Here is a 24,436-nt window from a genome sequence, read left to right as displayed (position 1 = left end):
GCGGGGATCAGGCTGTGCGCAGCGCAGAGTGGAAGCACTGGCGTGGAGAAGCGACAAGGGACGGTCATGCGAAAACTGGGGTTGTGGGTGGCGGGTGCCGGGGTGGGGTTCGTCCGGGCGTGTGGGGTGGCGGCCGTCAGCATGCTGGTGCCGGCCGTGTGGGCCGCCGTCGTGCTGGGGGTCTGGTGGGCGGGGAACCCATGGGCGTGGACAGCGGTGTTCGTGTGGGCGGGCATCGGCACGTTCGCCGTGTCCAGGCCGTTCTCCCGGACGGTCCGCCACCTCGTCGCGAAGTGGACGGGCACCGTCATCCCCGCCGGATACCGGCAGGCCGAGCCGGTGGTGCGGATGTCCACCGGATACTGGTGGAACGGGTTCTCCTACCGGCGCAGCAGCCGGGACGCCCGCCAGGAGCAGCGCTGGCGGCTCTGGTGGAGCGATCCCGCGACCTGGCGCGACCTGCGGTTCATGGCGATCGCACCGCTCACCATCGGCGTGACCGCGGCCGTCCCGCCGGCCGGAGTCGCGGCGGCGGTCCTCGGCTTCGGCCGGTCGGAGCTCCCCCTGCGCCTGGCCGGGGTGCTCGGCCTGGTCCTGGCCGTCGCGACCGCCCCGTACGCCTGGCGCACCGTCGAGCCGGTGGCCGTCCGCTTCCTGCGCCCGTCGCCCGCGATGGCGCTGGCGGACCGGGTGGACGAGCTGACGGCCCAGCGCGCGGACACGACCATCGCGCAGGCCGCGGAGATCCGCCGGATCGAGCGGGACCTGCACGACGGTGCGCAGGCCCGCCTGGTCTCGCTCGGGCTCTCCCTGGCGACTGCGGAGAAGCTGATGGAAAGCGACCCCGACCGGGCCAAGGCACTGATGCGGGAGGCACGGGCCGGCGCCGCCACGTCACTGACCGAACTGCGCGAACTGGTCCGGGGCATCAACCCACCGGTGCTCAACGAGCGCGGGCTGATCGACGCCGTGCGCGCCCTCGCCCTGGACAGCCCGCTGGAAGCGGACGTCCACGCCGACCTCCGGCTCCGCCTGGACCCGCCGATCGAGTCCGCCGTCTACTTCGGTATCGCCGAACTGCTGACCAACGCGGTCAAGCACGCCCGGGCGACCCGGGCCCGGATCTCCCTCGCACGGGACGGCACCGGCCTCGTCGTCGAGGTGGAGGACGACGGCCGCGGCGGAGCCGGCGAGCGTGCGGGCGGGGGACTTGCGGGGCTGCGCCGCCGTCTCGCGGTCTTCGACGGCACCCTGGAGATCAGCAGTCCGGCAGGCGGCCCGACCTGCGCAAGAATGGTGGTGCCATGCGAATCGTTGTAGCCGAAGACCTCTACCTCCTGCGCGACGGGATGGTCCGCCTCATCGAGGCGTACGGACACCAGGTGGTGGCGACCGCGTCCACCGGACCCGAGACGCTCGATGCGCTGCTGACGTGGCGGCCGGATGTGGCCGTCGTCGACGTCCGCATGCCGCCGGCGCAGTCGGACGAGGGCCTGCGGGCGGCCCTTGCCGCCCGCCGCGAACTGCCCGGGCTGCCGGTCCTGGTCCTCTCCCAGCACGTGGAACAGCTGTATGCCCGCGAGCTGTTGGCCGACGGCGCCGGCGGCATCGGCTATTTCCTCAAGGAGAGCGTGTTCGACGCCGATCAATTCATCGATGCGCTGGAACGCGTGGCCGGCGGCGGGACGGCGATGGACCCGGCCGTCATCGCCAAACTGCTGTCCAGCGGCTCCTCGAACCGCCGCCTGGAACGGCTCACCGCACGCGAACATTCCGTGCTCGGCCTGATGGCGGAAGGACTGTCCAACCAGGCCATCGCCCAGCGGCTCTTCCTCAGCGACAGCGCCATCAGCAAGTACACCACCTCGATGTTCGGCAAACTCGGCATCACCGACGATGACCACAACAACCGCCGCGTCCTCGCGGTCCTGGCCTATCTGAACAAGGCGTGAACGGGAGCATTGATGTACGGGTATCGGCGCACCGGGGAATTCCACGGCCAACCGGTGACGGAATTCGATCCGGACGGTGCTGCCGATGCCGACCCGCAAGGACGGGCCTGGCATCTCAGCGCTGCGGTCTCCGGACCGCCCGAATTCCCCGAGGTCTTCGAGCGCTTCGTGCAGACCGTCGACACCACCCGGGTGACCACCCTGGTCCTGGGCTTCACGGGCTTCGACGGCCCGGCCGCCGCCACGCATCTGCTCGATGCCGCGGAGCGGTTCCCGCGGCTGCGGGCGCTGTTCCTCGGGGACGAACAGGACTTCTCCTGCATCTACCAGACCGACCTCACACCCGTCCTCGAACGCTTCCCCCTGCTGGAGAGGCTGGACGTGCGGGGAAAGCAGGGGTGGGAGCTGAGCCCGTTCCGCCATCCCGTGCTGAAGACCTTGCGGTGTGAGTCCTGCTGTCTGCCGTCCGGCGTGCTGCGGGCGGTGGCGGCCAGCGACCTGCCCGGGCTGGAACGTCTGGACCTCTGGCTCGGTGTCGATGACGGCGAGGGCGAGGTGGCCGACGCAGGCGACCTGGCGCCGATCCTCAGCGGTGAGCGGCTGCCCGCACTGCGGTCCCTCGGCCTGGAGAACAGCGACATCCAGGACGAGATCGCCGAGGAGATCGCGAAGGCCCCCGTCGTACCCCGGCTGCGGTCGCTGAGCCTGGCGTTGGGCACGCTCACCGACCGGGGCGCGGAAAGCCTGCTCACCGGCCGGCCGCTGACCCACCTGGAGCGGCTCGACCTGCATCACCACTTTCTCTCCGACGCCATGATGGAGCGGCTGCGGGCCGCCCACCCGACCACGGACATCGACCTCAGCGCGGCCCGCGGCGAACTCCACGGTCCCTTCGACGAGGCCTACAACCTGGTCGCGGACGGGCGGGACTTCTGAGCGGGGCGGCCGCTGCCGTCACGAGGGATCGGTGGGCACGGCGCTCAGCAGGTCGCGGATGACGGGACCGGCCGAGCCGCCGCCGGTCACTCCCTGTTCGACGACACAGGCAACGGCGACGTTGCCGCGGTGGGCCGCGAGCCAGCCGTTGTTGGGTTCGTCGTCGGAGACCTCGGCGGTGCCGGTCTTCGCGCCGATGTCGCCGGGCAGACCGGCCAGGATCCGCGCCGTGCCGTCCGTGACGGTGGTGCGCAGCATCGTGCGGAGTGGGGTGACGACCTTGCGGGGCAGCGGTGTGGTGGTCGTCGTGTCCCGGTTCCCGTGGGTGATCGAAGGCTGGTGGAAGGTGCCGGAGACCGCGGTGGCGGTGACCGACGCCATGATCAGCGGGTTGGCCTGGATCCTGCCCTGCCCGATCATCGAGGCGGCCTGTTCGGTCTCGTCGCGCGGCACCGGCACGGACCCGTCGTACGAGGCGATGCCCACGTGCCACTTCTGGCCGACGCCGAAGTACTTGCCGGCGACGTCGCCCAGTTCCCGGTCGCCGAGTTTGCCGCGCAGGCTGATGAAGGCGGTGTTGCAGGACTCGGTGAAGTCCTTCAGGAAGGTCGCGTTGCGGTGTTCGGAGGTCTCCACGTTGTGGAACTCCTTGCCCACTGTGAGGTACTTGGGACAGTCGACGACGTCGGAGGGGGCGACGGCGCCCTTGAGCAGCAGGGCGCTGCTGGTGACGATCTTCCATGTGGAGCCGGGCGCATAGGTGCCGGAGACGGCACGGTTGAAGCCGGACGACGGGGAGTTGGCCATCGCGAGAATCTCGCCGTTGTCGATCCGCAGGGCGACGAGCGAGGCGTTCCTGCCGTGGGCACCGGAGGCGAGGGCCTTCTCCGCGGCGGCCTGCCAGGTGGCGTCGAGCGTCGTGCGGACGGGCCGGTGGGCCGGCCGGTCGGGCTTCTTCGCGAAGGTGGCTTCCGTGCGTTCGACCTTCCCGGTGGTCCGGTCGACGAGCTGGATCGCCCCGCGCGCGCCGCCGCCCGTACCGGCGTCGAGCTGGTGCAGAACGGGGCCGAGCGAGGGGAACCTGGCGGCCGACAGGGACGCGCCCGTGCGGTCGGTGACGTCCGGGGCGGCGCCGGTGTCCTCGCGTTCGAGGTGGAACCTCTTGGTGCCGCTCAGCCGCGGATGGACGACCGACAGCGACCAGGCCACCTTCCAGCTGCCGTCGGACTGTTGACGGAGCGGCAGCTTCGACCGGTACGTCCAGGTGCCCAGGCCGGCTATGGGCATCGTGGCGGTGAACGGCACGTCGACGGTGTCGTCCGCGGACTGGGTGGGCGCCGCCGCGGCGGTCAGCGTGGGGCGGCGGATGTCGAGGCCGGCGGTGAAGTTGCGCAGCACTTCCTGCGCCGTGGCGGGGCTGGTGGTGCGGCCGGCCGCGTTCGGCAGGCGCCCGGCGGCCCAGTCGGCGAGGAACGCCCGCGCCTGGGCCAGGGCCGCGGGCTCGGGGTCGGTGGCGCCCCGGGCGAAGGGGCCGAGCCCGGCCGCGTAGGACCCGCCCACGACGACCGCGCTCACCACCGCCACCGAGGTCACGGTGCGGACCACGGGGCGCGGTCTGCGACGGCGGGTAGTGGCGGAGGCGGCGTAGCCGGATCGGGGCATCGGAAAGTCCTTGTCTGGCAGGGAGGTTGGTCGGTCGCGGCGTCTGGGCCGGTCGGCCGGGCGGGCCGGAGTCCGGGGTTCAGAGGTGGAAGAAATCGAGGATCGTGCGGGTCGCGTTCAGCGCGGTGCTGGTGCGTCCGAAGCCCGCCGGCGGCTTGATGCGCGAGCCCGGCCAGCTGTGTCCCGCGTTGTGCATGACGAGGAGTTGGACGGTCGCTCCGGGGGCCGCCAGGCGCCATACGGTGCGGTCGTAACCCGCGGCCTTGGTGGTCGAGGGGGCCGATGCGGTGGCCCCGCCCGCCGCCGCGAACGCCGCGGCGCTGTCGTGCGCCGACATGGTCGGGGTGACCGGTTCCTCGCCGGCGGGGGCCGGGGAGGGGTGGGGCATGCCGGCGAGCGGGCGCACGGGATCGTCGGCGCCGTAAATGATCATGAGGGGCACGGATCCGGTGGGCTTGACCGCGGCGTTCCCGGTGGGGAGTTCGCCGGACACCGCGGCCGCTCCCGCCAGCAGGCCGGGGCTCTGGGCCGCCACGCGCAGGGCCATCGAGCCGCCGTTGGAGAACCCGACGACGTAGACCCGCTTGGGGTCGGCCCGCTCCGTGCGCACCAGTTCGGCGATGAGGGCCTTGGTGAACCGCACGTCGAGGTCCGGATCCGGCCGCCGCGCGGTCGCCCGGGTGCCGGCTCCCCACAGCTTGTCCAGGCCCTCGGGGTAGGCGATCAGCATGCCGCGGGCCCTGGCGTCCTCGTCCAGGCGGGTCTGCTCGCGCAGGTACGAGGCGGTCGAGCCGCGGCCGTGGAAGGCGATGACCAGGGGCAGGGACCGGCCGTCGGGCACGGTGGGACGGTGCAGCTGGTACTCCCGCGTGCGGCCGTCCACCCGCAACTGCTGGTGGGCGGTGTCGGCCTTGGGGGCCGGGGAGTCGGCGGCCTTGGCGGGTGACTCCGGCCGCTCGGTCGTACCGCATCCGGCGAGGGCCGGTCCGAGCAGCAGGGCGAGGGCGAGGTACCAGGCGCGGGCGGGGCGGCCGCGGCGCGGCGTGGGGAAGGCATCCATGCCTTGAGGAGAGCAATGCCCACTGCATCCTGTCCAAGACCGATATCGATCTCGGATCAATCAATTGCCGATATGATCGCTGGCCATGGACCTGGTTCGGCATCTGGAGTGCTTCGTGGCTGTTGCAGAACAGTCACACTTCGGCCGTGCCGCGGCCCGGCTCGGCATCGCCCAGCCGCCGCTGTCGCAACGCATCCAGCGGCTGGAGCGGGAGCTGGGGGTCCGGCTGTTCGAGCGCACCAGCCGGCAGGTGACGATCACCGAAGCCGGCACGCTGCTGCTGGCGGAGGCCCGTGAACTCCTCGGCCGGTCCGAGGCGTTCATGGCCACCGCCCGCCGCATCCGGGACGGCGAGACCGGCCTGCTGCGCGCCGCCCTGCTGCCCGACCTCGCCGGCGAGACCGTCGCCGCGGTCCTGGCGGACTTCCCCCGGCGCCGTGCCGGCCTGGAACTGGAGCTGCACGAGCTGTCCACCGCTCAGCAACTCGCCCGGTTCGCCTCGCAGGACCTGGACGTCGGCGTCATCCACCACCCCTGCGACGTCGCCGGTCTGGAGCTGGGCCCGGTCCTGCGCCGGGAGTTGGGGGTGCTGCTGCCGCACAGCGCCGCCGCGGCCGCGCTCGACGAGGTGCCGCTCGCCTCGCTCACCGGCTACGACCTGATCCTCTTCCCCCGCACCAGCGCCCCGGCGCTGTACGACGACCTGCTGACCACCTGCGCCCGCAACGGCTTCACCCCCGCCGCCGTCCGGCACGGCCAGGGCGCGAGTTTCGTCCGCGGGCTGGTCCTGTCCGCCGGGGCGGTGGCCTTCGGCCCGTACGACACCCAGCCCGCGGACGTCCGCGACCCGGGCGCGGACACCGGGTCGGGGGTCGTGTGGCGTCCGCTCGCCGGTGCCCCGCTGGCCTGGCGGCACTCCGTGGCCTGGCCGAAGGGGCGTGGCGACGCCGCCGTGGGCGCGTTCGCGGACGCGGCCACGCAGGCGCTGCGCACGACCGCCGGCGCGCGGGCCGAGGTGCCCTCGCGACCGCTGCACCTTCGCCCGGCATCGGAGTACTGGCTGTGACCGACACCCCCGCCCGCATCCGGGCGGCCTTCGCCGAAGCCGGTGTCACCGGCTGGCTGCACGCCCTCGACATCGACTCCGGCGCACAACTCGATGCGGGCGCCGACCAGTTGGTCTGCACCGCCAGCGTCCACAAACTCTGTCTGCTCGTCACCCTGCACCAACTGGCCGCTACGGGCGCCCTGGACCTCGGCGAACACATCGAGTGCCCGCCGGCCGGCCGCACGCCGGGCCCCACCGGACTGGCCGCGATGCTCGACCCCGTCCGGATGTCCGTGCGCGATGTCGCGTACCTGATGATGGCGGTGAGCGACAACGCCGCCGCCGACCTCCTGCTGGGGCGCGTCGGCCTCGACGCCGTCAACCGCACCACGCGACGCCTCGGCCTCGCCGGCACGCACGCCGTCCACACCTTCGGCGAACTCTTCGCCACCATACGGGCGGACGCCGGCCCCAGTGGCGCACGAGCGCTGACCGACCCGCACGTCATCACCCGGCTCCGGGCCCTCGATCCGGCGCGCACCAACCACAGCACCCCGCGCGACATGACCCGCCTGCTCGGCGCCGTGTGGCGCGACGAGGCCTGCACCCCCGAGCACGGGACCGCCATCCGCCGCATCCTCGGCCTACAGGTCTGGCCGCACCGGATGGCCTCCGGCTTCCCCTTCGACGACGTGCACGTGGCGGGCAAGACCGGCAGTCTGCCGACCGTGCGCAACGAAGTCGGCGTCGTCGAGTACCCCGACGGCGGCCGCTACGCCGTCGCCGTCTTCACCCGCACCGCCCACACCGCCGCCACCCTGCCCGCGGCCGACGCCGTCATCGGCACGGCCGCCCGCATCGCCGTCGATGCCTTGCGGGCGCCGTAGCCGGCCTTCCTGCCGCCGCCTTCCCGTCCCGGTATTTGTCTGGACCTGCCTTGTTCGGTTTCCACAACTCCGGGGTCGTCGAATCGATCCCATTTCCCGATCTTTTCGCTGGTGGATCGCTGCCATGATCGAGACAGGTCGTTGCAGACCTTGTCAGTTTCCTATGGATTTTGGAGGAGCAGGGATGGCCGCGACGGATCAGGTGCTGGTGACCGGTGTCGGTGCGACCACACCCTTGGGCGGTGACGCGCCGTCGACCTGGTCGAACCTGCTGGCGGGGAAGTCCGGCGTGCGGGCCCTGAACGAGGAGTGGGCCGCGGACCTCCCGGTCCACATCGCCGCCGGGCTCTCCGACGACCCGGCGGCCGCGCTGTCCCGGGCCCAGGCGCGGAAGCTGGACCGCGTCGAGCAGATCGCCCTGGTCAGCGCGCGTGAAGCCTGGCAGGACGCCGGCGCCCCGGACGTCGACCCGGTACGGCTCGCCGTCGTCATCGGCACCGGGACCGGCGGCATGCTGACCACCCTCGGCCAGGACGACCTCTTCGAGAAGTCCGGCGCCCGCCGGCTCTCGCCGTTCGCCGTCCCCATGCTCATGCCCAACGGCCCCGCCGCCTGGGTGAGCATGGACCTCGGCGCCAAGGGCGGCGCCCGCACCCCGGTCAGCGCCTGCGCGTCGGGCGCCGAAGCACTGGCCATGGCGCTGGACCTGATACGTGCCGACCGGGCGGACGTGGTGGTGGCCGGCGGGGTGGAGGCATGCCTGCACCCCTTCACCCTCGCCGCCTTCGCCCAGATGAAGGCCCTCTCCCCGCAGCACGAGCACCCCGAGTGCGTCTCCCGGCCCTTCGACGCGGCCCGCAGCGGCTTCGTCATGGGCGAGGGCGGATGCGTGATGGTGCTGGAGCGCGCCGAGTTCGTCCGCGCCCGGAGGGCCCGCACCTACGGCACGCTGGCCGGGGCCGGCATCGGTTCGAGCGCGGACCACATCACGGCCTCCACCACGGAGGGCCAGGTCCACGCCATCGGCGCCGCGCTACGGGACGCCGGGGTGAGCCCCCGGGACATCGGCCATGTCCATGCGCACGCCACCTCCACCGAGTCCGGCGACCTGGCCGAGGCGCGGGCCATCGGCCTGGCCGTCGGGGACCACGCCCCGGTCACCGCGACCAAGTCGATGACCGGTCATATGCTCGGCGCCTCTGGCGCGGTGGGCGCCCTGTCGGCGCTGCTCACCCTCCGGGACGGCATCGCACCCGCCGTACGCAACCTCGAACGGCTCGATCCCCGGGTGGAGTTGGACGTGGTGCGGGGCGAGAACCGCACCGGCCGGTGGCACGCCGCGCTCGCCAACTCCTTCGGCTTCGGCGGCCACAACGTCAGTCTCGTGTTCACCGACTGATCCACCGGTCGACGGCCCGGCGGATCCCTCCGCCGCCGTCCCCGCCCGGTATCACCGGGTGCGGGGAGGGCGGCCCCGCCGGGTGACCACCAGGATGGCCATATCGTCCGCGCGCTCGCCCTCGGTCCACCGCCCGACGTCCTCCGTCAGGGCCGCCACCAGCTCCTCGGGGTCGTCGAACCGCCGGTGCAGACGCTCCGAGGAGACCGGGTCGTAGAACGTCCCGTGCCCGTCCCGCGCCTCCGTGACGCCGTCGGTCACCAGCAGCAACGAGGCCCCCGGGGGCAGCCGCACCCCGTCGACCGGCACGGCACCGGCCGGAGCGAGCTCACCCAGCCCCACCCCGAGGGGCAGTTGCGGGACGGCCGGGTCGAGCCGCACGATCCGGCCGTCGTGCACCAGGTACGGCGGTGGATGCCCGCGGTTCACCAGGCTCAGCGCCTCGCCGTCGGCGGAGACCTCGGCCAGCACGGCCGTGGTGAAGCCCTCCGTCGAGATGACCGGGCCGCTCCGGGCCGCCTCCCTGGCCAGCGCCTCGTCCATCCGCTGCGACAGCGCGGCCAGGGTGGGGGCGTACTCGGCCTCCTGGCGGAACGCGCCGATCGCGACGGCCACCGCGGCGACGGCCGCGATCCCCTTGCCCCGCACGTCCCCGATGATCATCCGCACCCCGAACGGCGTCTCCTGGACCGCGAAGAGATCGCCACCGATCCGCGCCTCGGCCTGCGCCGCCGTGTACCCCGCGGCCACGCACACCGGGCCGACCTCCCGCGGCGGGTCCGGGAGCACCGCCCGCTGGGCCGCCTCCGCGATGTCCCTGGCCCGCGCCAGATCGAGCCCCTGCCGCACCATGAGCCGGTTGACCACGAGGGCCAGCACACCGATCAAGCCGACCACCGCCAGATCGACCAGCAACGGCGTCGCCGGGCGTCCCCGTTCGACGTCCACCGCCACCGAGACCACGCAGGTGACGCACACGACGGCGAACGCGGAGCGGAAGGACAGCGTGGCACCCGCGATGAGCGGGGCGGCGGCCAGCAGCGGAAGCCCCGTGTACGGCTCGGGCGCCAAGAGATCCAGCAGCACACCGGCCCCCAGGACCAGCGCCGCCAGCATCCACGGCACCTTCGTCAGCGTGGGTTGCAGGCCGTTCACCGCGTCTCTCCTGCTGCCGGGCCGCGCTCGCAAACCGGAGGGTACGGGCCCGCTGCCCCGGACGTGGACGGGCAGGTCCCTCCTCCCGGGCAGGCTCCCTCATTCCGGCAGACGGCGCATCTCCTCGACGCGGAGGCCGAGGTCCTGGAAGCGGGCGAGGAGCCCGTACAGGTGGGCCTCGTCCGAGACCGTGCCGAAGAACAGCGTCTCCCGGCGGGCCGGTTCCGTCCGCAGTTCGGGGAACGCCTCGGACAGGAGACGCGAGACGTCGCCGGTCACGCGGAATTCGTAGCGCATGGTCGTATTGCTCCCCACCGCCGGGGCACGTTCAGCAGCAGCGTGCGGCCGGCGGCGGCCGATGCCACCACCCGGAACAGGTGGGACTCGGCGGACGGTCCCGGTCTCACAGCACGTGCAGTTCCCTGGCCCGTTCCACCGCGTCCCGGCGCCGGGAGACGCCCAGCTTGCGATAGACGCTGCGCAGGTGGGTCTTGACGGTGTTGACGGAGAGGCGGAGCTCGTCCGCGATCTCCTCGACGGTCATCATCCTCTGCACACACCCGAGCACCTCGCGTTCCCGGCCGCTGAGGGGAGCCACCGGGTACGGGAGGGCCGCGCCTCCCCGTGCGGTGAGCCAGGCGCCCCGGGCCGGTGCGGCGGCGGTGCCGTTGATGCCGCCCAGCAGATGGCGCAGCCAGGGGCCGGCGTCGATGAAGGGCCGGCGCAACCGCTCGGGCCGGGCGGCGTCCAGCGCGTCGACGAGCAGACGCTGAGCGGTCGTCCGGTCGCCCGCCAATACGGCGGCATGGGCGCGGACGAGCTGTGCGGCCACCCGGTCCGGCAGGCTCAACCCGGGGGAGCCGCACGCACGGTCCAGCAGCCGCCGGGCGCGGTCCGGGCGACCGGCGACGAGGTGGGTGCCGGCCAGGGCGATGAGGGGGGCCGGCCCGTCGGCGGGGATGTCGTGCACGGCGGCGACGGCGGCCCGGTGGTCCCCGCGGGCCAGTGCCACGACCGCGCGGGTGAGGGCGAGCCGCTGGGCGGGCCACCGCTCACCGGCGGCTCCCGGACCGGGGAGCGCGCCGAGGGCCGCCTCCCAGCGCCCGCAGGACAGTTCCAGGCGGGCCCGCAGCACGGCTGCCTCGGCGGCCAGAACCGGGTCGTCGGGCACGTCGGGGCAGGCAAGGGCCTGTTCGAGGCGGCGGTGCGCGGCCTCGCGGTCCTCGCGTTCGTCCCGTTGGAGCGCGACCGCGGCCAGGGCGAGGCAGCCGGCCCCCGAGTCCGGGCCGACGCCTTGTCCCTCGGTGAGGGCCAGGGCCCGCAGCGCATGGTCCTCCGCGGACGTCAGGGCGCCCTCGATGCTCTCGGCCAGCGCGAGCAGGCCCAGCGCCCGGTGGCGCAGCGGCAGGGTCGCTTCGGTCGTGCAGGCGTCGACGGCCTCGGCGCCGAGGCGGCGGGCCTCGCCGAGACGACCGGCACCGAGGAACGCCCGGGCGAGCCCGTGCAGCCGTAGCGCCTCGACCTCGGGATGCGCCCGGACCAGCCCGACCGGTAGCTGCCGCTGCAGGTCCGAGACGGCCTGGGCGGCTTCCTCGGCCGCCCTGAGCCGTCGGCCGTCTCCGCCGTCGCCGTTGCCGTCCCCGCGCCCGCCACCCTGTGGGCCGTGCTCACCGACCCTTCCGTGCTCGTCTCCGTGCTCGTCCCGCTCGCCGTCCCCCGGCCCGCACAGCAGCCGGAGGAGGACATGGGTGAGCGCGACCTCCGGGTCCGGCTGCGGGGCCTTCCTGTGCGGGTGCGGGTGCGGGTGCGGCCCGGCCGGGCGTCGCCCGCCCCACTCTCGTTCGGCCACGGCGAGGTGCGTACGGCAGCCGGCGCGGTCCTGTTGCGCCAGCCGGCACGCGGCGGCCACCAGGGCCGGTTCGGCTCCCGGCACGGAGGACGGCATACCGGCGAAGGCGCCCGCCACCCGCTCGGCCTCCGGCGTGGCGAGCAGGGACCCGACCAGCAGCTGACGGAGGGCGAGCGAGGCGGCGTACGGCCAGTCCCCGGCCTGTCCGGCGTGCTCCAGCGCCTCCGTGACACGGCCCGCACCGGCGAGCCAGCGGGCGGCACGGGCATGGAGGCGGGGAGCGAGATCGGGATGCCGGATCCGCAGCTGGGTGCGGAGCACCTCCGCGAACAGGGGGTGGACCCGGCACCAGGTGGTGCCGGGCACGGGCTCGACGAAGGCGTTCTCGCGCGTGAGCCGGGCCAGGATCGCCTCCGCGTCACCCGCGCCGCCGAGGGCGTTCGCCAGGTCCGGGTGCAGGCGGTCGAGCACGCTGGTGCGCAGCAGCAGGTCCGTCGTGGCGGCGGGCTGGGCGTCGAGCACCTCCGCGAGCAGATAGCCGGAGACGGCCTGCTCGGAGCTGACCAACGAGCGGACGAAGGCGGCCGGATCGTCCGTCCGGCCCATGGCCAGGGCGCACAGCCGCAACCCGGCGGCCCATCCCTCGGTGCGCCGCGTGAGGGCCGGTACGACGTCGTCCGGCGGTCTGAGACCGTGCCGGCGCAGCAGCACCGCCACCTCGTGCGGGGTGAAGGCCAGGTCGGCACCCCGGATCTCCGTGAGCCGGTCCTCGGCCCGGTAGCGGTGGAGCGGCAGCAAGGGCTCGACACGGCTGGTGATGACCAGTCGCCACAGCGGCCCGGCGTGGTCGAGGAGGAACTCCAGACCGGCCGGGACGCGCCGGCCCGCCACCTTCTCGAAACCGTCGAGGACGAGGACCACGGGCGCGGGCAGCCGCTCCGTCGCGGCGGCGAGCCGGGTCAGCAGGGAGGTGCCGGCGTCGCCGGGGGCGGACGGCATCCCGATGCCGTCGGGCAGCCGGGGGAGGGCCCGCCGCAGGGCCTCCACGACGTAGCTCCAGAAGACGCCCGGCGTGCGGTCGTTCGTGTCGAGCGTCAGCCAGGCAACCGGCCCGGGGGGCCCGCCGTCCCGCGCCCAGGCGGCGGCGAGCGTCGTCTTTCCGGTGCCGGCCGGCCCGGTGATCAGCGTCAGCGGCCCGGCCGCCCCCGCACCCAGCCCGTCGAGCAGCCGGTGCCTGGCGACGTGGGCCCGCGGGGCGGCGGGCACCGTCAGCTTGGCGTCGAGCAGGGGATCGCCGGACCAGGGCAGCGTCGTCCGCGAACCGGCGTCCGGGAGCGCGCGTCCGCTCGAAGCCATCCGATCACCACCGTGCGACGGGCCCGCGGCCCCGCCTTCGCACCCGTGCACCACACCGGGCCCGGCTGCTCGGCGAACGCGGCCCCGTCAGGTCCCTGCCCGCCCGTCATGTCCCCGCACGTCCATTTCGCCACCGCCGGCCGGTGATCGCACGACGGCTGCGCGGCGGCCCTGGCCGGGCGGGTGACACGCCCGTGGCCGGGCGACCGTCGGGCACCGGACGGCTCTAGGGTGCGATCAAGAGTCGCTCGCCCCTCATCGGGGAGCACCGGAACGCGGAGAGGTGCAGGCATGCAGCGATGGCGGGCCTTGATCGTGCTCGGGACGGCGCAGTTCCTGATGGTGCTGGACACCTCGGTGATGAACGTCTCCATCAGCAGGCTGGTCGAGGACTTCGACACCGAGGTCACCGCGATCCAGGCCGTCATCACCCTCTACACACTGGTCATGGCCGCCTTCATGATCACGGGCGGGAAGCTCGGCGACGCGTTCGGGCGCCGCCGGACCTTCACCGTGGGACTGATCGTCTACGCGGTCGGCTCCGCCCTCACCTCGCTGGCGCCGTCCCTATGGGTGCTGACCCTGGGCTGGTCCGTGATCGAGGGACTCGGTGCCACGCTCGTCCTCCCGGCCCTCGCGGCGCTCGTCGCCGGCGCGTACCGGGGCCGGGACCGGTCGGTCGCCTACGGCGTCATCGGTGGTCTGGCCGGAGCCGGCATCGCGGTGGGGCCGCTGCTCGGCGGATGGGTGACGACGTATCTGACCTGGCGGCTGGTGTTCGCCGGTGAGGTCGTGCTGGTCGTCGCCATGCTGTGCGTGATCCGGTGGATCCCGGACGCCCCGCCGGGGCCGCGCACCAAGCTGGACGTGGGGGGCGTCGCACTGTCCGCGGCCGGGCTCGCCCTCGTCGTCCTGGGCGTGCTGCAGAGCAGCTCCTGGGGATGGCTGAAACCGCGCAACCCGCCCTTCCTCCTGTTCGGCTTCGCCCCGACCCTGTTCGTCATCGCCGCCGGAGCCGCCGTGCTGTGGCTGTTCTGCCGGCGGGAGCGGCGACAGTACGAACACGGGCGGAACCCGCTGGTCCGGCTGTCCCTCTTCGCCATCCCACCGCTGCGCTCCGGCCTGACCATGCTGCTCTGCCAGAACCTCGTGCTGCTCGGTCTGTTCTTCGTCATCCCGCTGTACCTCCAGGTCGTCCAGGGCCTCAACGCCTTCGAGACCGGAGTCCGCCTGCTGCCGGTGTCGGTCGCCATGCTGCTGTCCGCCATGAGCGGCCCCCTCCTCGGCCGGATCGCGGCACCGCGCACGGTGGTGCGATGCGGTCTCCTCGTGCTCGTCGTGGCGGCCGGGTGGCTCCTCGCGACGATCGAGCCCCGGATCGACAACCTCTCCTTCGGCCTGGCGATGGCCGTCCTCGGCCTCGGCATGGGACTGCTCGCTTCGCAACTCGGCAACATCGTGCAGTCCAGCGTCGGGGAGGGCGAACGCAGCGAAGCGGGCGGCCTGCAGTACACCGCGCAGAACCTCGGGTCGTCCCTCGGCACCGCGCTCATCGGATCCCTGCTGATCGGCGCCCTGGTCAGTGCCTTCACCACGCAGATCGAGGACAACCCGAAGATCTCCGACGCGGCACGTCACGAGGCGGGCATCGCCATGGAGGCCGGGGTCAGCTTCGTGAGCACGGACCATGTGCGCGCGGCGGCGGAACGCACCGGGCTGCCGCCGTCCGAGACCGATGCGCTGGTCGACTCCTACGCCACGGCGCAGCTGAACAGCCTCAAGGCCGCCGTCCTGGCAGCCGCGGCCGTCCCGCTCGCCGCCTTCCCGTTCACCCGCCGACTGCCCGCCGAGCGACCGGCCAGGGAAGCCGCCCGCTCAGCCGGCGGCTGACCCACGGCCGGCGGGGAGGGCGAGCGTGCCGAGCCGCCGCCAGTCCAGCCGCGGCCGGGCCGGCGGGACGCCCGGACGGTGCCGGGGCACCCGGACCCGGAGCGCGGCCGGCTCCGAGACGCAGCGCACGGGGGTGGGAAGCGCCAGCGACTCGCCGTCGACCCCGACCCTCACCTCCGGCCGGTCGGCGTCGACCACGAGGGCCTCGGCGGTCAGCGAGACCAGCCCTTGCGCATGCCGGCCGCGCAGCAGACCGGCCGCCTGGACCGCACTGTCGACCGTCACGCTCACCATGCCCAGCACACCCCCGTCGAGCCGGTCGCGACGGCCCAGCCCGGCGCGATCACCGACCCGGTACGGGTTGTTGCTGACCAGCACGGCCTGGGGCCCGTCGACGCCGACGTCCCCGGCGCTGACCGACAGCCGGGGCCCGTGCTGGTGGGTCAGCACCTCCGGCAGCAGCCGCAGCAGCGTGCCGACCTTGTCGTCGCGGTACGCCGGGCTCTGCACGACCTCCGCATACGCACCGAAGGAGGCGTTGTTGACGAAGGCGCGTCCCCCGACCCGCCCGAGGTCCACCCGAACCTCCACCCCGTCGGTCAACGCCGCGAGACTCTGCGACGGGTCGTCCCGGTCGAGCCCCAGATCCAGCGCGAAATGGTTGCGCGTCCCCGCCGGGATCACCATGAACGGCACGTCGTGCTCCGCCGCCACCGCCGCCACCAGCGCCTGCGTCCCGTCACCGCCCGCCACACCGAGCAGGTCGGCACCACGGGCGAGGGCGTCGCGGGCGAGCCCGGCCACGTCATCGTGGCGGGCGGTGTCGAGCAGCAGTACCTCCGCGCCCAGCGCCTCCGCCTTCTCCCGCAACCCGAAACGCCCCACCTTGCCCCCACCGGAGCGCGGATTCATCAGGAGGAAGGCCCGCCCGGGCGGGGGGACCGCACGACCGGGGGACGCCCGCGCGACGGCATCCGCCCGCAGTGCGGCCCAGCCCGCGGCGGCGGCCAGCACCCACAGCCCCAACGAGACCAGCACGAGCCAGAGCAGGTGCGCCGCCACATACGACACGAGCACCGCCACCGGCGCCAGCACGGCCAGGACCAGCGCCACACCGCGCGCCACACCCCGGCGGGACAGTGCCCACCAGCCGGCCGCCGCCGAAACCACCAGCCCCGCCATCCCCATGGCGACCAGCACCAGGCTCCGCAGCCCCGCCACGGACAGCAGGAGCACCGCCGCGCCGGCGCTCGCCACGATCGCCAGCCGCGCGCTCCAGCGCTGCCCCGCCCGCCCGGGCGTGACGACACCTCGCATGGCCTCTCCTGGGCTCATGGGCCCCATGGTGGCGGCCCGATGGAGCCGCCACCGTCACCCGCAACGGGTGAGGCAGGCCGGACGGGCGGCCCGCACAGTGGCAGTGCCGCCGGGTGCAGGCCGTACCAGTGGCGGCGGACCGCACCAGCCGTCCCCCGCCGGGGCACCACCACAGCCCGGACCACCACGGCCGAGGAGGGGGCCCGGCGCCACGCAGACAGCGGAGGAACTGGAGCCGGATGAACGGCGGCAGACGGACCACCGACGGGTCGCGGCCGGCCCGGCCGGACGACTCGACGAGGGTGCAGGCCCAGGCGCTGTTGCCGATGATCTGGGCCGACCCCCGGCACATGCCCGAGCAGCTGGCCTTCTTCGCGGTGCGGCGGTTCGGTCCGCGGGCCGCGGCCGCCACGGAGCGGCGCAGGCAGCGCAAGCCTGAGGCCGGGGACGCCGAGCTCGCCGGGGACACCATCGCCCACGGAACGCGGCTGACCATCGCCGACGGCGCCGCGCTCGGCGGGCCCTTCGTGGTCCTCATGCCGGTCAGTTTCGTGGCGGCGCTGCTCGCCCAGGCGCACATGATCCTCGAACTGGCCGCGCTCGCCGGACAGGACCCCCGCAGCGAACGACGCGTGGCGGACCTGCTGGTCCTGCAGGACGTGTACCCGTCGACCGAGGCGGCCGAGGCCGCGCTGCCCGAGGTGCCGCGCCACCCGCAGGGCGGCCGGGGCCGGCTCCCCCGCCGGACGCGGTGGTCCCTGGTCGTCAGGATGGCGGCGATCCTCGGCATCACCGGGGGCGGCGAGAAGCCCGGCACACTCCAGCGGGTGATGTCGACGGCCCTGATCACGGCCCTCTTCCTCGTGGGCATGGTGGTGCCGTTGATCTGGGTGCCGGCACTCGCGTGGTTCTACCGGCAGAACAGCCTGCGGCTCGGTGCGAAAGCCGTGCAGTACTACACCCCGGGGGCCACCGGGGACCGGGTCCGGCACCGGCGTGGGATCACCCGGGTGCCCCGGGCGGCCGGCATCGCCGCCATCCTGCGCTTCCTCGCCCTCACCGTGGTGCCCTTCCTCGCCGCCGCCGCGGTCGTGCTGGCCGGCGTACGGGTCGTCGGCGGATTCTGGGGGACCGCCCTCCTCGTCCTCGTCGTGGCGTCCTTCCTGGCGGCCGGCGCCTGGTTCGTACGGCACCGGTCACGGCTGGCCGACGGAGGGAGGGACGGGCCGTGAGGACGGACGGATCCCTCCCGACACCGGCCGAACGCGCCAGGCGCGGCAAGGCGGTGCGCGAACGCCTGCCGCGCTCGTCCCACGCCGCATTCGAGCCCGGCCCGGACCGGCCCGACCCGGTCGAGACGCTCGACCGGCAGAGCGCCGGACGCGTGCCGGACCTCGTGCCCCTCCGCTACGGGCGGATGCTGGAGTCGCCGTTCGCCTTCTACCGCGGCGCCGCGGCCCTCATGGCCGCGGACCTCGGCACCCGCCCGTGTACCGGGATCGAGACCCAGCTGTGCGGTGACGCCCACCTGCTGAACTTCGGGCTCTACGCCTCGCCCGAGCGCCAGCTGGTCTTCGACCTCAACGACTTCGACGAGACCCTGCCCGGCCCGTGGGAGTGGGACGTCAAACGCCTGGCCGCCAGCATGGCGATCGCCGGCCGCGCCAACGGCTTCGCGGCCGAACAGCGCCGGGACGTCGTCCGTGCCACCGTCCGCTCCTACCGGCAGACGATGCGCGGCTTCGCCGGTATGCGCCACCTCGACGTGTGGTACGCCCGGTCCGGCACCGATGACCTGCGCGTGCTGTTCGCCGACCGGCTCGGCAAGCGGGGACGCCGCCGGTTCGCCCGGACGCTGGAGACCGCACACAGCCGCGATCACCTGCAGTCCTTCGAGCGGCTCACCGAGGTCGTCGACGGCACCCGGCGGATAGCCGCCGACCCGCCCCTGATCGTCCCGCTGGGCGACCTGATGACCGGAACCGACCGCGCCGCACTCGAAGGACACCTCCGCCTCCTCGTCGCACGCTACGGCCAGAGCCTCCCCGCCGACCGCCGGCACCTCCTCCGACAGTTCCGGATGGTCGACGCGGCCCGCAAGGTCGTGGGTGTCGGCAGTGTGGGCACCCGATGCTGGATCGTGCTGCTGCTCGGCAGGGACGCCGACGACCCCCTGTTCCTGCAGGCCAAGGAGGCCGGCCCGTCGGTCCTGGCGCCGTTCACGGACCCGACGGGGTACGCCAACGAAGGCCAACGCGTGGTGCACGGCCAGCAGTTGATGCAGTCCGTCAGCGACATCTTCCTCGGCTGGGAACGCGTTACCGGCATCGACGGGCGTCAACGCGACTTCTACGTACGGCAGTTGCACGACTGGAAGGGCAGCGCCCACACCGAGCGGATGCCGCCCGGCCGGATGCGGCTCTACGGCGAGCTGTGCGGCGCGACACTGGCCCGCGCCCACGCCCGGTCCGGCGACCGGATCGCCATCGCGGCCTACCTGGGCGGCAAGGACGTCTTCGACCGGGCCCTGGCCGAGTTCGCCGAAACCTACGCCGACCAGAACGAGCGCGACTTCCGGGCACTCGCCGAGGCCGTGCACCGCGGCCGGATCACCGCCCGGCCGGACTGACCGCCGGGGCCCGCCGGCGCGCCGTGGTCACTCGCTCTTCCACTCGGCCGGCCGGCGCTCGTCGAGCAGCCGGTCCGTCACGCTCTCGCGGAGCGACGGCCGGCGGGCCGCGGCTCCCTCGTACCACCGCCCGTACCGGTCCGCCAGGACGACGGACGAGAGCCCGTGCAGCAGGATGCTGAGCCCGACGGTGAGGGCGACCACGGTGCCCGTCGGCAGGGCCCCGGGTGCCGCCTCGGTCGCCACGAGCAGACCGAGGACGAGGGAGGGCAGACCGCGGGAACCGAACCAGGCGGTGTACCACACGGTGGGCGCACGCAGCCCGCTGCCCGCGAACGCGAGGAGGGTGGGCAGCAGCCGGACGACGGTCAGGCTCAACACCGCGTAGCCGACGGCGTGCCAGCTCAGACGCGTGAGCGCGGGGCCGAGCAGCACCGCGCCGAAGACCAGGAAGCTCAGCGCGGCCAGCAGCGCGGCCAGGTGCTCGACCGCATCAAGGGTGCCGTCCTCGCCGTCCCGACCGGTGCCGGGCCGGGCCGCCGGGCGCAGGGCCACCGAGAAGACGAAGCCCGCCACCCAGGCCGCGACGAAGGGACTGCCCTCCGTGACCGCCGCGAGCGCGCCCGCTCCGGTGGCGAGGGCCAGCGGAAGGATGCGTCGCCAGTCAGGAGTGATCCGGTCCGCGGCACGCGACCGGAGCAGCAGCCACCCACCGACGCCACCGACCGCCAGCCCCAGCGCGGGACTGAGCAGAAGCACCCGCTGGAGAGTCCCCAGTACTCCCTGGTGCGCGGCCGCCGTCCCGGGCAGCCCGGCGAGGAGGACGGCGAAGAGCGGCAGGACCAGGCACTCGTTCAGGCCGCACTCGGCGTTGAGCCCGTGCCGCACGACCGCGGGGATGCGCGGGGCGAACACCGCGCTCTTGCTCACGGACGCGTCGGTGGGCGCGAGGATCACGGCGACCAGCGCCACTTCCCAGCCGCTCAGCCCCGGCAGCAGTGCCCACGCCAGCAGGGCGCCGCCCACGATCGTCAACGGCAGTCCGACGGCGAGCAGACGGGCGGGGAAGAACCAGCCGCTGCGGATCTCCTCGGAGCGCACGGTGGCGGCGTCGGAGAACAGGACCAGCGCCAGGGCCGCCTCGACGAGGGTGAGCACCGGGCCGGCGTCGTGCTTCAGATCGAGCAGCCCGAGACCGACCGGACCGATGACCACGCCGGCCGCGGTGAACACCATCGGGGCCGATACCGAGAATGCGGCCAGTCGCCGGGAGACCAGAGCGTATCCGCCGGTGACGGCGGCTACCGCAGCGATGGCCCACCCGCCGTTTCCGCTCACCTGTGCTCCTTCGGCCGGGCGCGGCGGGTGCCGGGCCTCGGGCACCGTGGGCTCCGGCCCGCCTGTTCGCTCGCGGGTTTCGCGGTCGCACGGAGCGTAACGTCGGCAGCCCGCGCCGGGCCGCAGCACGGGCGGCGCCCGGCGGCCGAGTCCCCTGAGTGGAGGCGGCTGCCGCCCCGCCGGCAGCGCCAAGGCCACCTGGAACGGGTGATGGCCGCCCTGCCCGGACGCGGCAGCCTACGAGGGAATTCTGCTGGCCCGCGCCCCCGAGTTGCGGGCCGCGCCCGGGCGGGACCCCGTGCGGGCGCCTCAGGGCAAGGGCCGGCCAGGGAGGAGCCGCGCATGTCCACGTCCGCCACCCCCGGCCCGAACGGTCCCGACCGCCCGGAGGACCGCCGCCCCCTCAGCTCCGCCGAGCGCCACGAGTACGAGCGGCTCCGGCGCGCCTCGCACGTACAACACCGGAAGCTGCGCACCGCCAGCGCGGCCGTCCTCCTCGTCCTGGCCTTCCTGCTGGCTCCGCTCGGTGCCGTGGCCGCCTGGGCGCAGTCCCAGGTCTCCGACGCCCACCGTTACGTGCAGACCGTCGCCCCGCTGGCCCGTGAGCCGGCGATCCAGAACGCGGTGACCACGAGGCTGACCAACGACGTGGTCAAGGAGCTCGACGTCAAACGGGTCACCGACGCCCTCGCCAAGTCGCTCGCCCAGCGCAACGCGCCGCCCGTGGTGGTCAACCAGACCAGGCGACTGGGCGGCCCGCTGGAGAACGCGGTGACCGACGTGGTCCACAAAGTGGTCTACAAGGTGGTCACCAGCGAGGAGTTCGCGAAGGTCTGGGACGCCGCCAACCTGCGCGCCCATGCGGCCGTGGTCAAGGTCCTCACAGGCGAGGGCAACAGCGCGATCCAGGCCCGCGGCAACACCGTCGTCCTGAACATCGGGACCGTCGTGGACAAGGTCCAGCAACGGCTCATCGACCGCGGCTTCGACAAGGCCAAGTACATCCCCGACGTCGACCGGCAGGTCGTCCTGCTGAAGACGGACAAGCTCCAGCAGGCGCAGAACGCCATGATGGTGCTCGACATCGTCGGTGTCTGGCTGCCCGTGACGGTCCTGGTGCTGGTCGTGCTGGCGGTGTGGACGGCGCCGGCCCACCGGGCCACGCTGCTGACGGCGGGCGTCGGACTCGCCGTGCTGATGCTGCTGCTCGTGGTCGGGATCGCGTTCGCGCGCCGCCAGTACCTGGATTCGGTGCCCCCGAGCACCCAGACCCAGCAGGCCGCGGCAGCCGTCTTCGACACGCTGGTGCGCTTCCTGCGGAACAGCACCTGGACGGTGTTCGTGGTCGCCGTGATCACCGCGATCGCCGCCTACCTCTACGGACCCGGCCGCCCGGCCCGCGCGGTACGCTCCGGCACCGCCAGGGCCACGGGCGCGGCCGGCAGGCGGCTCGCCCACGTCGGCGTGCGCACCGGGGGAGTGGGCCGGTGGCTGGATGCCCACCGGGCCTGGACGACCGGGATCGTCATCGCGATCGGTGCGCTGGTCCTGGTGCTGTGGAACTACCCGACACCGGCCTCGGTCGCCCTCGTCCTCGGCATCGTCCTCGTCGTGCTGGTGCTGCTGGGCGTGCTCGCCGCAACCGGTACTCCGCCGTCCGCTGCCCCACCGGCACCAGCGCCGGCCGGCACCCCATCCGGCCCCGGCACCCGTGCGGACGACTCCCCACCCGGCCCCGGCCCCCGTGCGGACGACTCCCCGCCCGACCCGCCGGTTCGCCCGTAGCGGGTGATGCCGTCGGCGGCCGGCGGGCGCGACGGTGAGGGCGTACCACTGGTGTCTTTCGGCTGGTGATCAGGAGAGAGCGATGGAGTACTTGGCGTACGACTATCCGGTCCTCGGTGCCTTCTGGACCGTGATGTGGATCTTCCTGTGGATATGGTGGCTGGTCCTGCTGTTCCGGATCATCGTCGACATCTTCCGCGATCGGAAGATGAACGGCTGGGCGAAGGCCGGCTGGCTCATCTTCGTGATGCTCGTCCCGTTCCTCGGCGTGCTGGTCTACGTGATCGCGCGCGGCCGTGAGATGGGTGAACGCGAGATCAACCATGCGCGGGCGCAGCAGGAGGCCATGAACGCCTACATCCGGGACGTGGCGGGAGGCCCCGCCGAAGACGTGGACAGGCTGGCCAAACTCTCCGAGCTCAAGAGCAGGGGCGACATCACCGAGGCGGAATTCCAACGGGCGAAGGAAAAGATCCTGCACTAGAGGGCGGCCGCCGTGGCCGCCCTCTAGACCGCGCCGCGGGACGCCCGCCACATGGTGTGCTCCCGGCTGATGGCCTCCTCCGCGTCGGCCACCTCTTGCGCCCACCCTGACTCGTCGTGCACCGCGGTCAGCCGCTGGTGCACGATGCTCAGTTCGGTCGCCGCGAAGGTGTAGGCCCGGCCGAGCGACTCGTACTGCCGGACCGCGAACCACGCGGCCCCGGCGCCCAGCACCGCCGCCAGAACGCCGGGCAGGTCGAACGGGATGATTTTCAACAGGCGCAGTACGGCGGCGAGTACGCCCAGCCCCTCGATGGTGATCAGGCCGATCCGCCAGCGGCGGGCGAGGGTGATGTTCATGGTGGCCTTGGTCCCGTACCACTGCTGTTGATCGGCGATGCGTCCGGTGAGGTAGGCCTGTTTGCGGTCCGCGAACGGGCCCCGGCGCAGCTCGGCCATGACCTCGGTGGCGGCCATCGAGCCGACCGGGACCATGCTGTCGCTGGGCGCCTCCCGCAGCAGCAGTGCCAGGCGTTGGTGGAACCTGCGCTCCGCGGTGTCCGCGGGCAGGTCGGCGGGGAAGGGATCGCCGGCCACCGCGTACCGCCAGGACAGCGTCTTCGCCGACTCGGCCAGGGCACGCCCGTCGTACCAGGCCCGCTCCGGCCGCTCGGTCAGCATCCAGACCTCTAGATAGACGGTCGCCAGGAACGCCAGGAGCACCATCGCCACCGCCGCGTCCGCGCTCGACACCGCGCAGCCCGCGGCGGCGATCGCCAGCAGCAGCCGCCATTTCGTACCGGTCAGGTAACGCCGCTGCCCCGACAGGGAAGCGGTGTCGGCCGACCGGAACATCGCCGGGAAATCCTCGTCCCCGAGTGTGCGCACCTCGCCCATCCGCAGCCCGCCCCCCGCCCCGCAGAGTGAGTCCGACTTACCAGAGGAAGGTGAAGTCTAGAGGCGATCGGAGACGGCCGGGCGGGAACGCCGATCGTGGCCCGCGACGGCGCGACCTCCCTTCGCCGGAGGAGCCTTGCCGAACTGCCCGGTGAGTGGCCTCGCCGTCAGTGCGCGAAGGGCGGTTCGAAGCAACCCGACTCCGGGTACGGCCCGTTGACCTGCACCTGGTAGTTGGTCTTCTGCACGAACGCGGTGACGCAGGCGTCGTTGTGGACGCGGAGGCCGATACGGGCGCCTTCGTGCGTGACGTAACGGTCGCCCTCGAAGCGGGGTTCCATGCCCCGCACGTCGAGCTTCCCGCCGAACTGCTCGCCCTTGGAGCCGGTCCGCTGCTCCTCGTACCCGAGCGCGAGCATCGCCGAGCGGACGCTCTTGGGGTCCCACTTCCCCTGCTGCCAGAGGCGTTTGAGGACCGGCTCGATGCGGTGGGCCTCCCGCTGCGCGTCCTTCTCGCCGGCCGGGGACATCTCGCGGGACTGCCGGCCGGCGTTGTTCTCGTTGTAGTGCGGGGCTCCGTCGTGGGCCCCTGGTTCCACGTAGGGAGAGGCGCCGGGCCCGGGCGGGGTGGGGCGGGAGGCGGGACTCGCACCGGCGGATGTGCTCGGCGCACCGGCTGCGACGCGCTGCTGACCACAGGCCGTCAGGGGTAGCGCGGCGCCCAGGAGGAGAAGTGCGGCGGCGAGGCGTCTTCGCCCTTGCGGCGTGGAGAGTGACATGCGATCACTCTGCC

General features: G+C 73.4%; 20 protein-coding genes. 11 read left to right on the top strand and 9 right to left on the bottom strand.

The features are described 5' to 3' along the window. The first annotated feature begins 66 nt into the window (after window positions 1–66). From ACZ7MX_RS03600 to ACZ7MX_RS03590, 3 genes are read left to right on the top strand one after another with little or no spacing between them, the layout of a single operon-like run. Window positions 67–1,320 (top strand): sensor histidine kinase, encoded by a 1,254-nt coding sequence (locus tag ACZ7MX_RS03600; RefSeq protein ID WP_472128932.1) that lies wholly within the window; start codon window positions 67–69, stop codon window positions 1,318–1,320. Further along, window positions 1,305–1,952: a response regulator transcription factor gene (locus ACZ7MX_RS03595; protein ID WP_472128930.1), complete on the top strand. Its 648-nt coding sequence runs from the start codon at window positions 1,305–1,307 to the stop codon at window positions 1,950–1,952. Before ACZ7MX_RS03600 ends, ACZ7MX_RS03595 begins: the two co-directional genes overlap by 16 nt. A gap of 54 nt (window positions 1,953–2,006) precedes the next feature. Continuing rightward, the gene (locus ACZ7MX_RS03590; RefSeq protein ID WP_472128928.1) at window positions 2,007–2,888 is read left to right on the top strand and encodes an STM4015 family protein; all 882 of its coding nucleotides are present in this window, start codon (window positions 2,007–2,009) and stop codon (window positions 2,886–2,888) included. 18 nt (window positions 2,889–2,906) lie between these two features. On the opposite strand, the gene ACZ7MX_RS03585 is transcribed toward ACZ7MX_RS03590, so the two are convergent. Both ACZ7MX_RS03585 and ACZ7MX_RS03580 read right to left on the bottom strand, forming a co-directional pair. Further along, a complete protein-coding gene (locus ACZ7MX_RS03585; RefSeq protein ID WP_472128926.1) occupies window positions 2,907–4,550 on the bottom strand; it encodes a penicillin-binding transpeptidase domain-containing protein in 1,644 nt (547 codons plus the stop codon). Between the two features lie 79 nt (window positions 4,551–4,629). Continuing rightward, entirely contained in the window at window positions 4,630–5,610 is a 981-nt protein-coding gene (locus ACZ7MX_RS03580; protein ID WP_472128924.1) for a CE1 family esterase, read from the bottom strand. Between the two features lie 85 nt (window positions 5,611–5,695). On the opposite strand from ACZ7MX_RS03580, the gene ACZ7MX_RS03575 reads away from it, so the two are divergent. From ACZ7MX_RS03575 to ACZ7MX_RS03565, 3 genes are all read left to right on the top strand, one after another. Next, the gene (locus ACZ7MX_RS03575; RefSeq protein ID WP_472128922.1) at window positions 5,696–6,676 is read left to right on the top strand and encodes a LysR family transcriptional regulator; all 981 of its coding nucleotides are present in this window, start codon (window positions 5,696–5,698) and stop codon (window positions 6,674–6,676) included. After that, window positions 6,673–7,545, top strand: coding sequence for a serine hydrolase (locus tag ACZ7MX_RS03570; RefSeq protein WP_472128921.1), 873 nt, complete (start codon window positions 6,673–6,675; stop codon window positions 7,543–7,545). The genes ACZ7MX_RS03575 and ACZ7MX_RS03570 overlap by 4 nt, the downstream gene beginning before the upstream one ends. Window positions 7,546–7,729: 184 nt before the next feature. Next, the gene (locus ACZ7MX_RS03565) at window positions 7,730–8,944 is read left to right on the top strand and encodes a beta-ketoacyl-[acyl-carrier-protein] synthase family protein (RefSeq protein ID WP_472128919.1); all 1,215 of its coding nucleotides are present in this window, start codon (window positions 7,730–7,732) and stop codon (window positions 8,942–8,944) included. A gap of 51 nt (window positions 8,945–8,995) precedes the next feature. On the opposite strand, the gene ACZ7MX_RS03560 is transcribed toward ACZ7MX_RS03565, so the two are convergent. From ACZ7MX_RS03560 to ACZ7MX_RS03550, 3 genes are all read right to left on the bottom strand, one after another. After that, on the bottom strand, window positions 8,996–10,078 hold the full coding sequence (locus ACZ7MX_RS03560; protein WP_472129294.1) for a PP2C family protein-serine/threonine phosphatase: 1,083 nt from the start codon (window positions 10,076–10,078) through the stop codon (window positions 8,996–8,998). Window positions 10,079–10,198: 120 nt separating this feature from the next. Further along, a complete protein-coding gene (locus tag ACZ7MX_RS03555; RefSeq protein ID WP_030797773.1) occupies window positions 10,199–10,396 on the bottom strand; it encodes a hypothetical protein in 198 nt (65 codons plus the stop codon). A 106-nt stretch (window positions 10,397–10,502) separates the two neighbouring features. Beyond that, window positions 10,503–13,304: a winged helix-turn-helix domain-containing protein gene (locus ACZ7MX_RS03550; RefSeq protein ID WP_472128917.1), complete on the bottom strand. Its 2,802-nt coding sequence runs from the start codon at window positions 13,302–13,304 to the stop codon at window positions 10,503–10,505. 291 nt (window positions 13,305–13,595) lie between these two features. Here ACZ7MX_RS03550 and ACZ7MX_RS03545 point away from each other — a divergent pair, with 291 nt between their 5' ends. Next, a complete protein-coding gene (locus tag ACZ7MX_RS03545) occupies window positions 13,596–15,194 on the top strand; it encodes an MFS transporter (RefSeq protein WP_472128915.1) in 1,599 nt (532 codons plus the stop codon). Here the strand turns inward: ACZ7MX_RS03545 and ACZ7MX_RS03540 are convergent. After that, on the bottom strand, window positions 15,180–16,511 hold the full coding sequence (locus ACZ7MX_RS03540) for a diacylglycerol/lipid kinase family protein (protein ID WP_472128913.1): 1,332 nt from the start codon (window positions 16,509–16,511) through the stop codon (window positions 15,180–15,182). The genes ACZ7MX_RS03545 and ACZ7MX_RS03540 overlap by 15 nt on opposite strands. A gap of 239 nt (window positions 16,512–16,750) precedes the next feature. On the opposite strand from ACZ7MX_RS03540, the gene ACZ7MX_RS03535 reads away from it, so the two are divergent. Continuing rightward, window positions 16,751–17,743 (top strand): hypothetical protein, encoded by a 993-nt coding sequence (locus ACZ7MX_RS03535; protein WP_472128911.1) that lies wholly within the window; start codon window positions 16,751–16,753, stop codon window positions 17,741–17,743. Further along, window positions 17,740–19,140 (top strand): DUF2252 domain-containing protein, encoded by a 1,401-nt coding sequence (locus tag ACZ7MX_RS03530; protein ID WP_472128909.1) that lies wholly within the window; start codon window positions 17,740–17,742, stop codon window positions 19,138–19,140. Before ACZ7MX_RS03535 ends, ACZ7MX_RS03530 begins: the two co-directional genes overlap by 4 nt. A gap of 27 nt (window positions 19,141–19,167) precedes the next feature. Here the strand turns inward: ACZ7MX_RS03530 and ACZ7MX_RS03525 are convergent, their stop codons facing one another. Then, window positions 19,168–20,478, bottom strand: coding sequence for a cation:proton antiporter domain-containing protein (locus tag ACZ7MX_RS03525; RefSeq protein ID WP_472128907.1), 1,311 nt, complete (start codon window positions 20,476–20,478; stop codon window positions 19,168–19,170). 342 nt (window positions 20,479–20,820) lie between these two features. Here ACZ7MX_RS03525 and ACZ7MX_RS03520 point away from each other — a divergent pair, with 342 nt between their 5' ends. Further along, window positions 20,821–22,263, top strand: a complete 1,443-nt coding sequence (locus ACZ7MX_RS03520) for a hypothetical protein (protein WP_472128905.1) — start codon at window positions 20,821–20,823, stop codon at window positions 22,261–22,263. Window positions 22,264–22,345: 82 nt separating this feature from the next. After that, window positions 22,346–22,747: an SHOCT domain-containing protein gene (locus ACZ7MX_RS03515; protein ID WP_472128904.1), complete on the top strand. Its 402-nt coding sequence runs from the start codon at window positions 22,346–22,348 to the stop codon at window positions 22,745–22,747. 23 nt (window positions 22,748–22,770) lie between these two features. Here the strand turns inward: ACZ7MX_RS03515 and ACZ7MX_RS03510 are convergent, their stop codons facing one another. Together ACZ7MX_RS03510 and ACZ7MX_RS03505 are read right to left on the bottom strand one after the other, a co-directional pair. Next, window positions 22,771–23,643 (bottom strand): DUF4231 domain-containing protein, encoded by an 873-nt coding sequence (locus ACZ7MX_RS03510; RefSeq protein WP_472128903.1) that lies wholly within the window; start codon window positions 23,641–23,643, stop codon window positions 22,771–22,773. A 167-nt stretch (window positions 23,644–23,810) separates the two neighbouring features. Then, window positions 23,811–24,422 carry a hypothetical protein gene (locus ACZ7MX_RS03505; RefSeq protein WP_472128901.1) on the bottom strand — a complete coding sequence of 204 codons (612 nt, stop codon included), beginning with the start codon at window positions 24,420–24,422 and terminating at the stop codon, window positions 23,811–23,813. Between the last annotated feature and the right edge of the window lie 14 nt (window positions 24,423–24,436).

The organism is Streptomyces sp. NPDC107765 (genome assembly GCF_055657085.1).
Note: the sequence above shows the minus strand (reverse complement) of the source record. Positions and strands in the feature narration are given on the sequence as shown.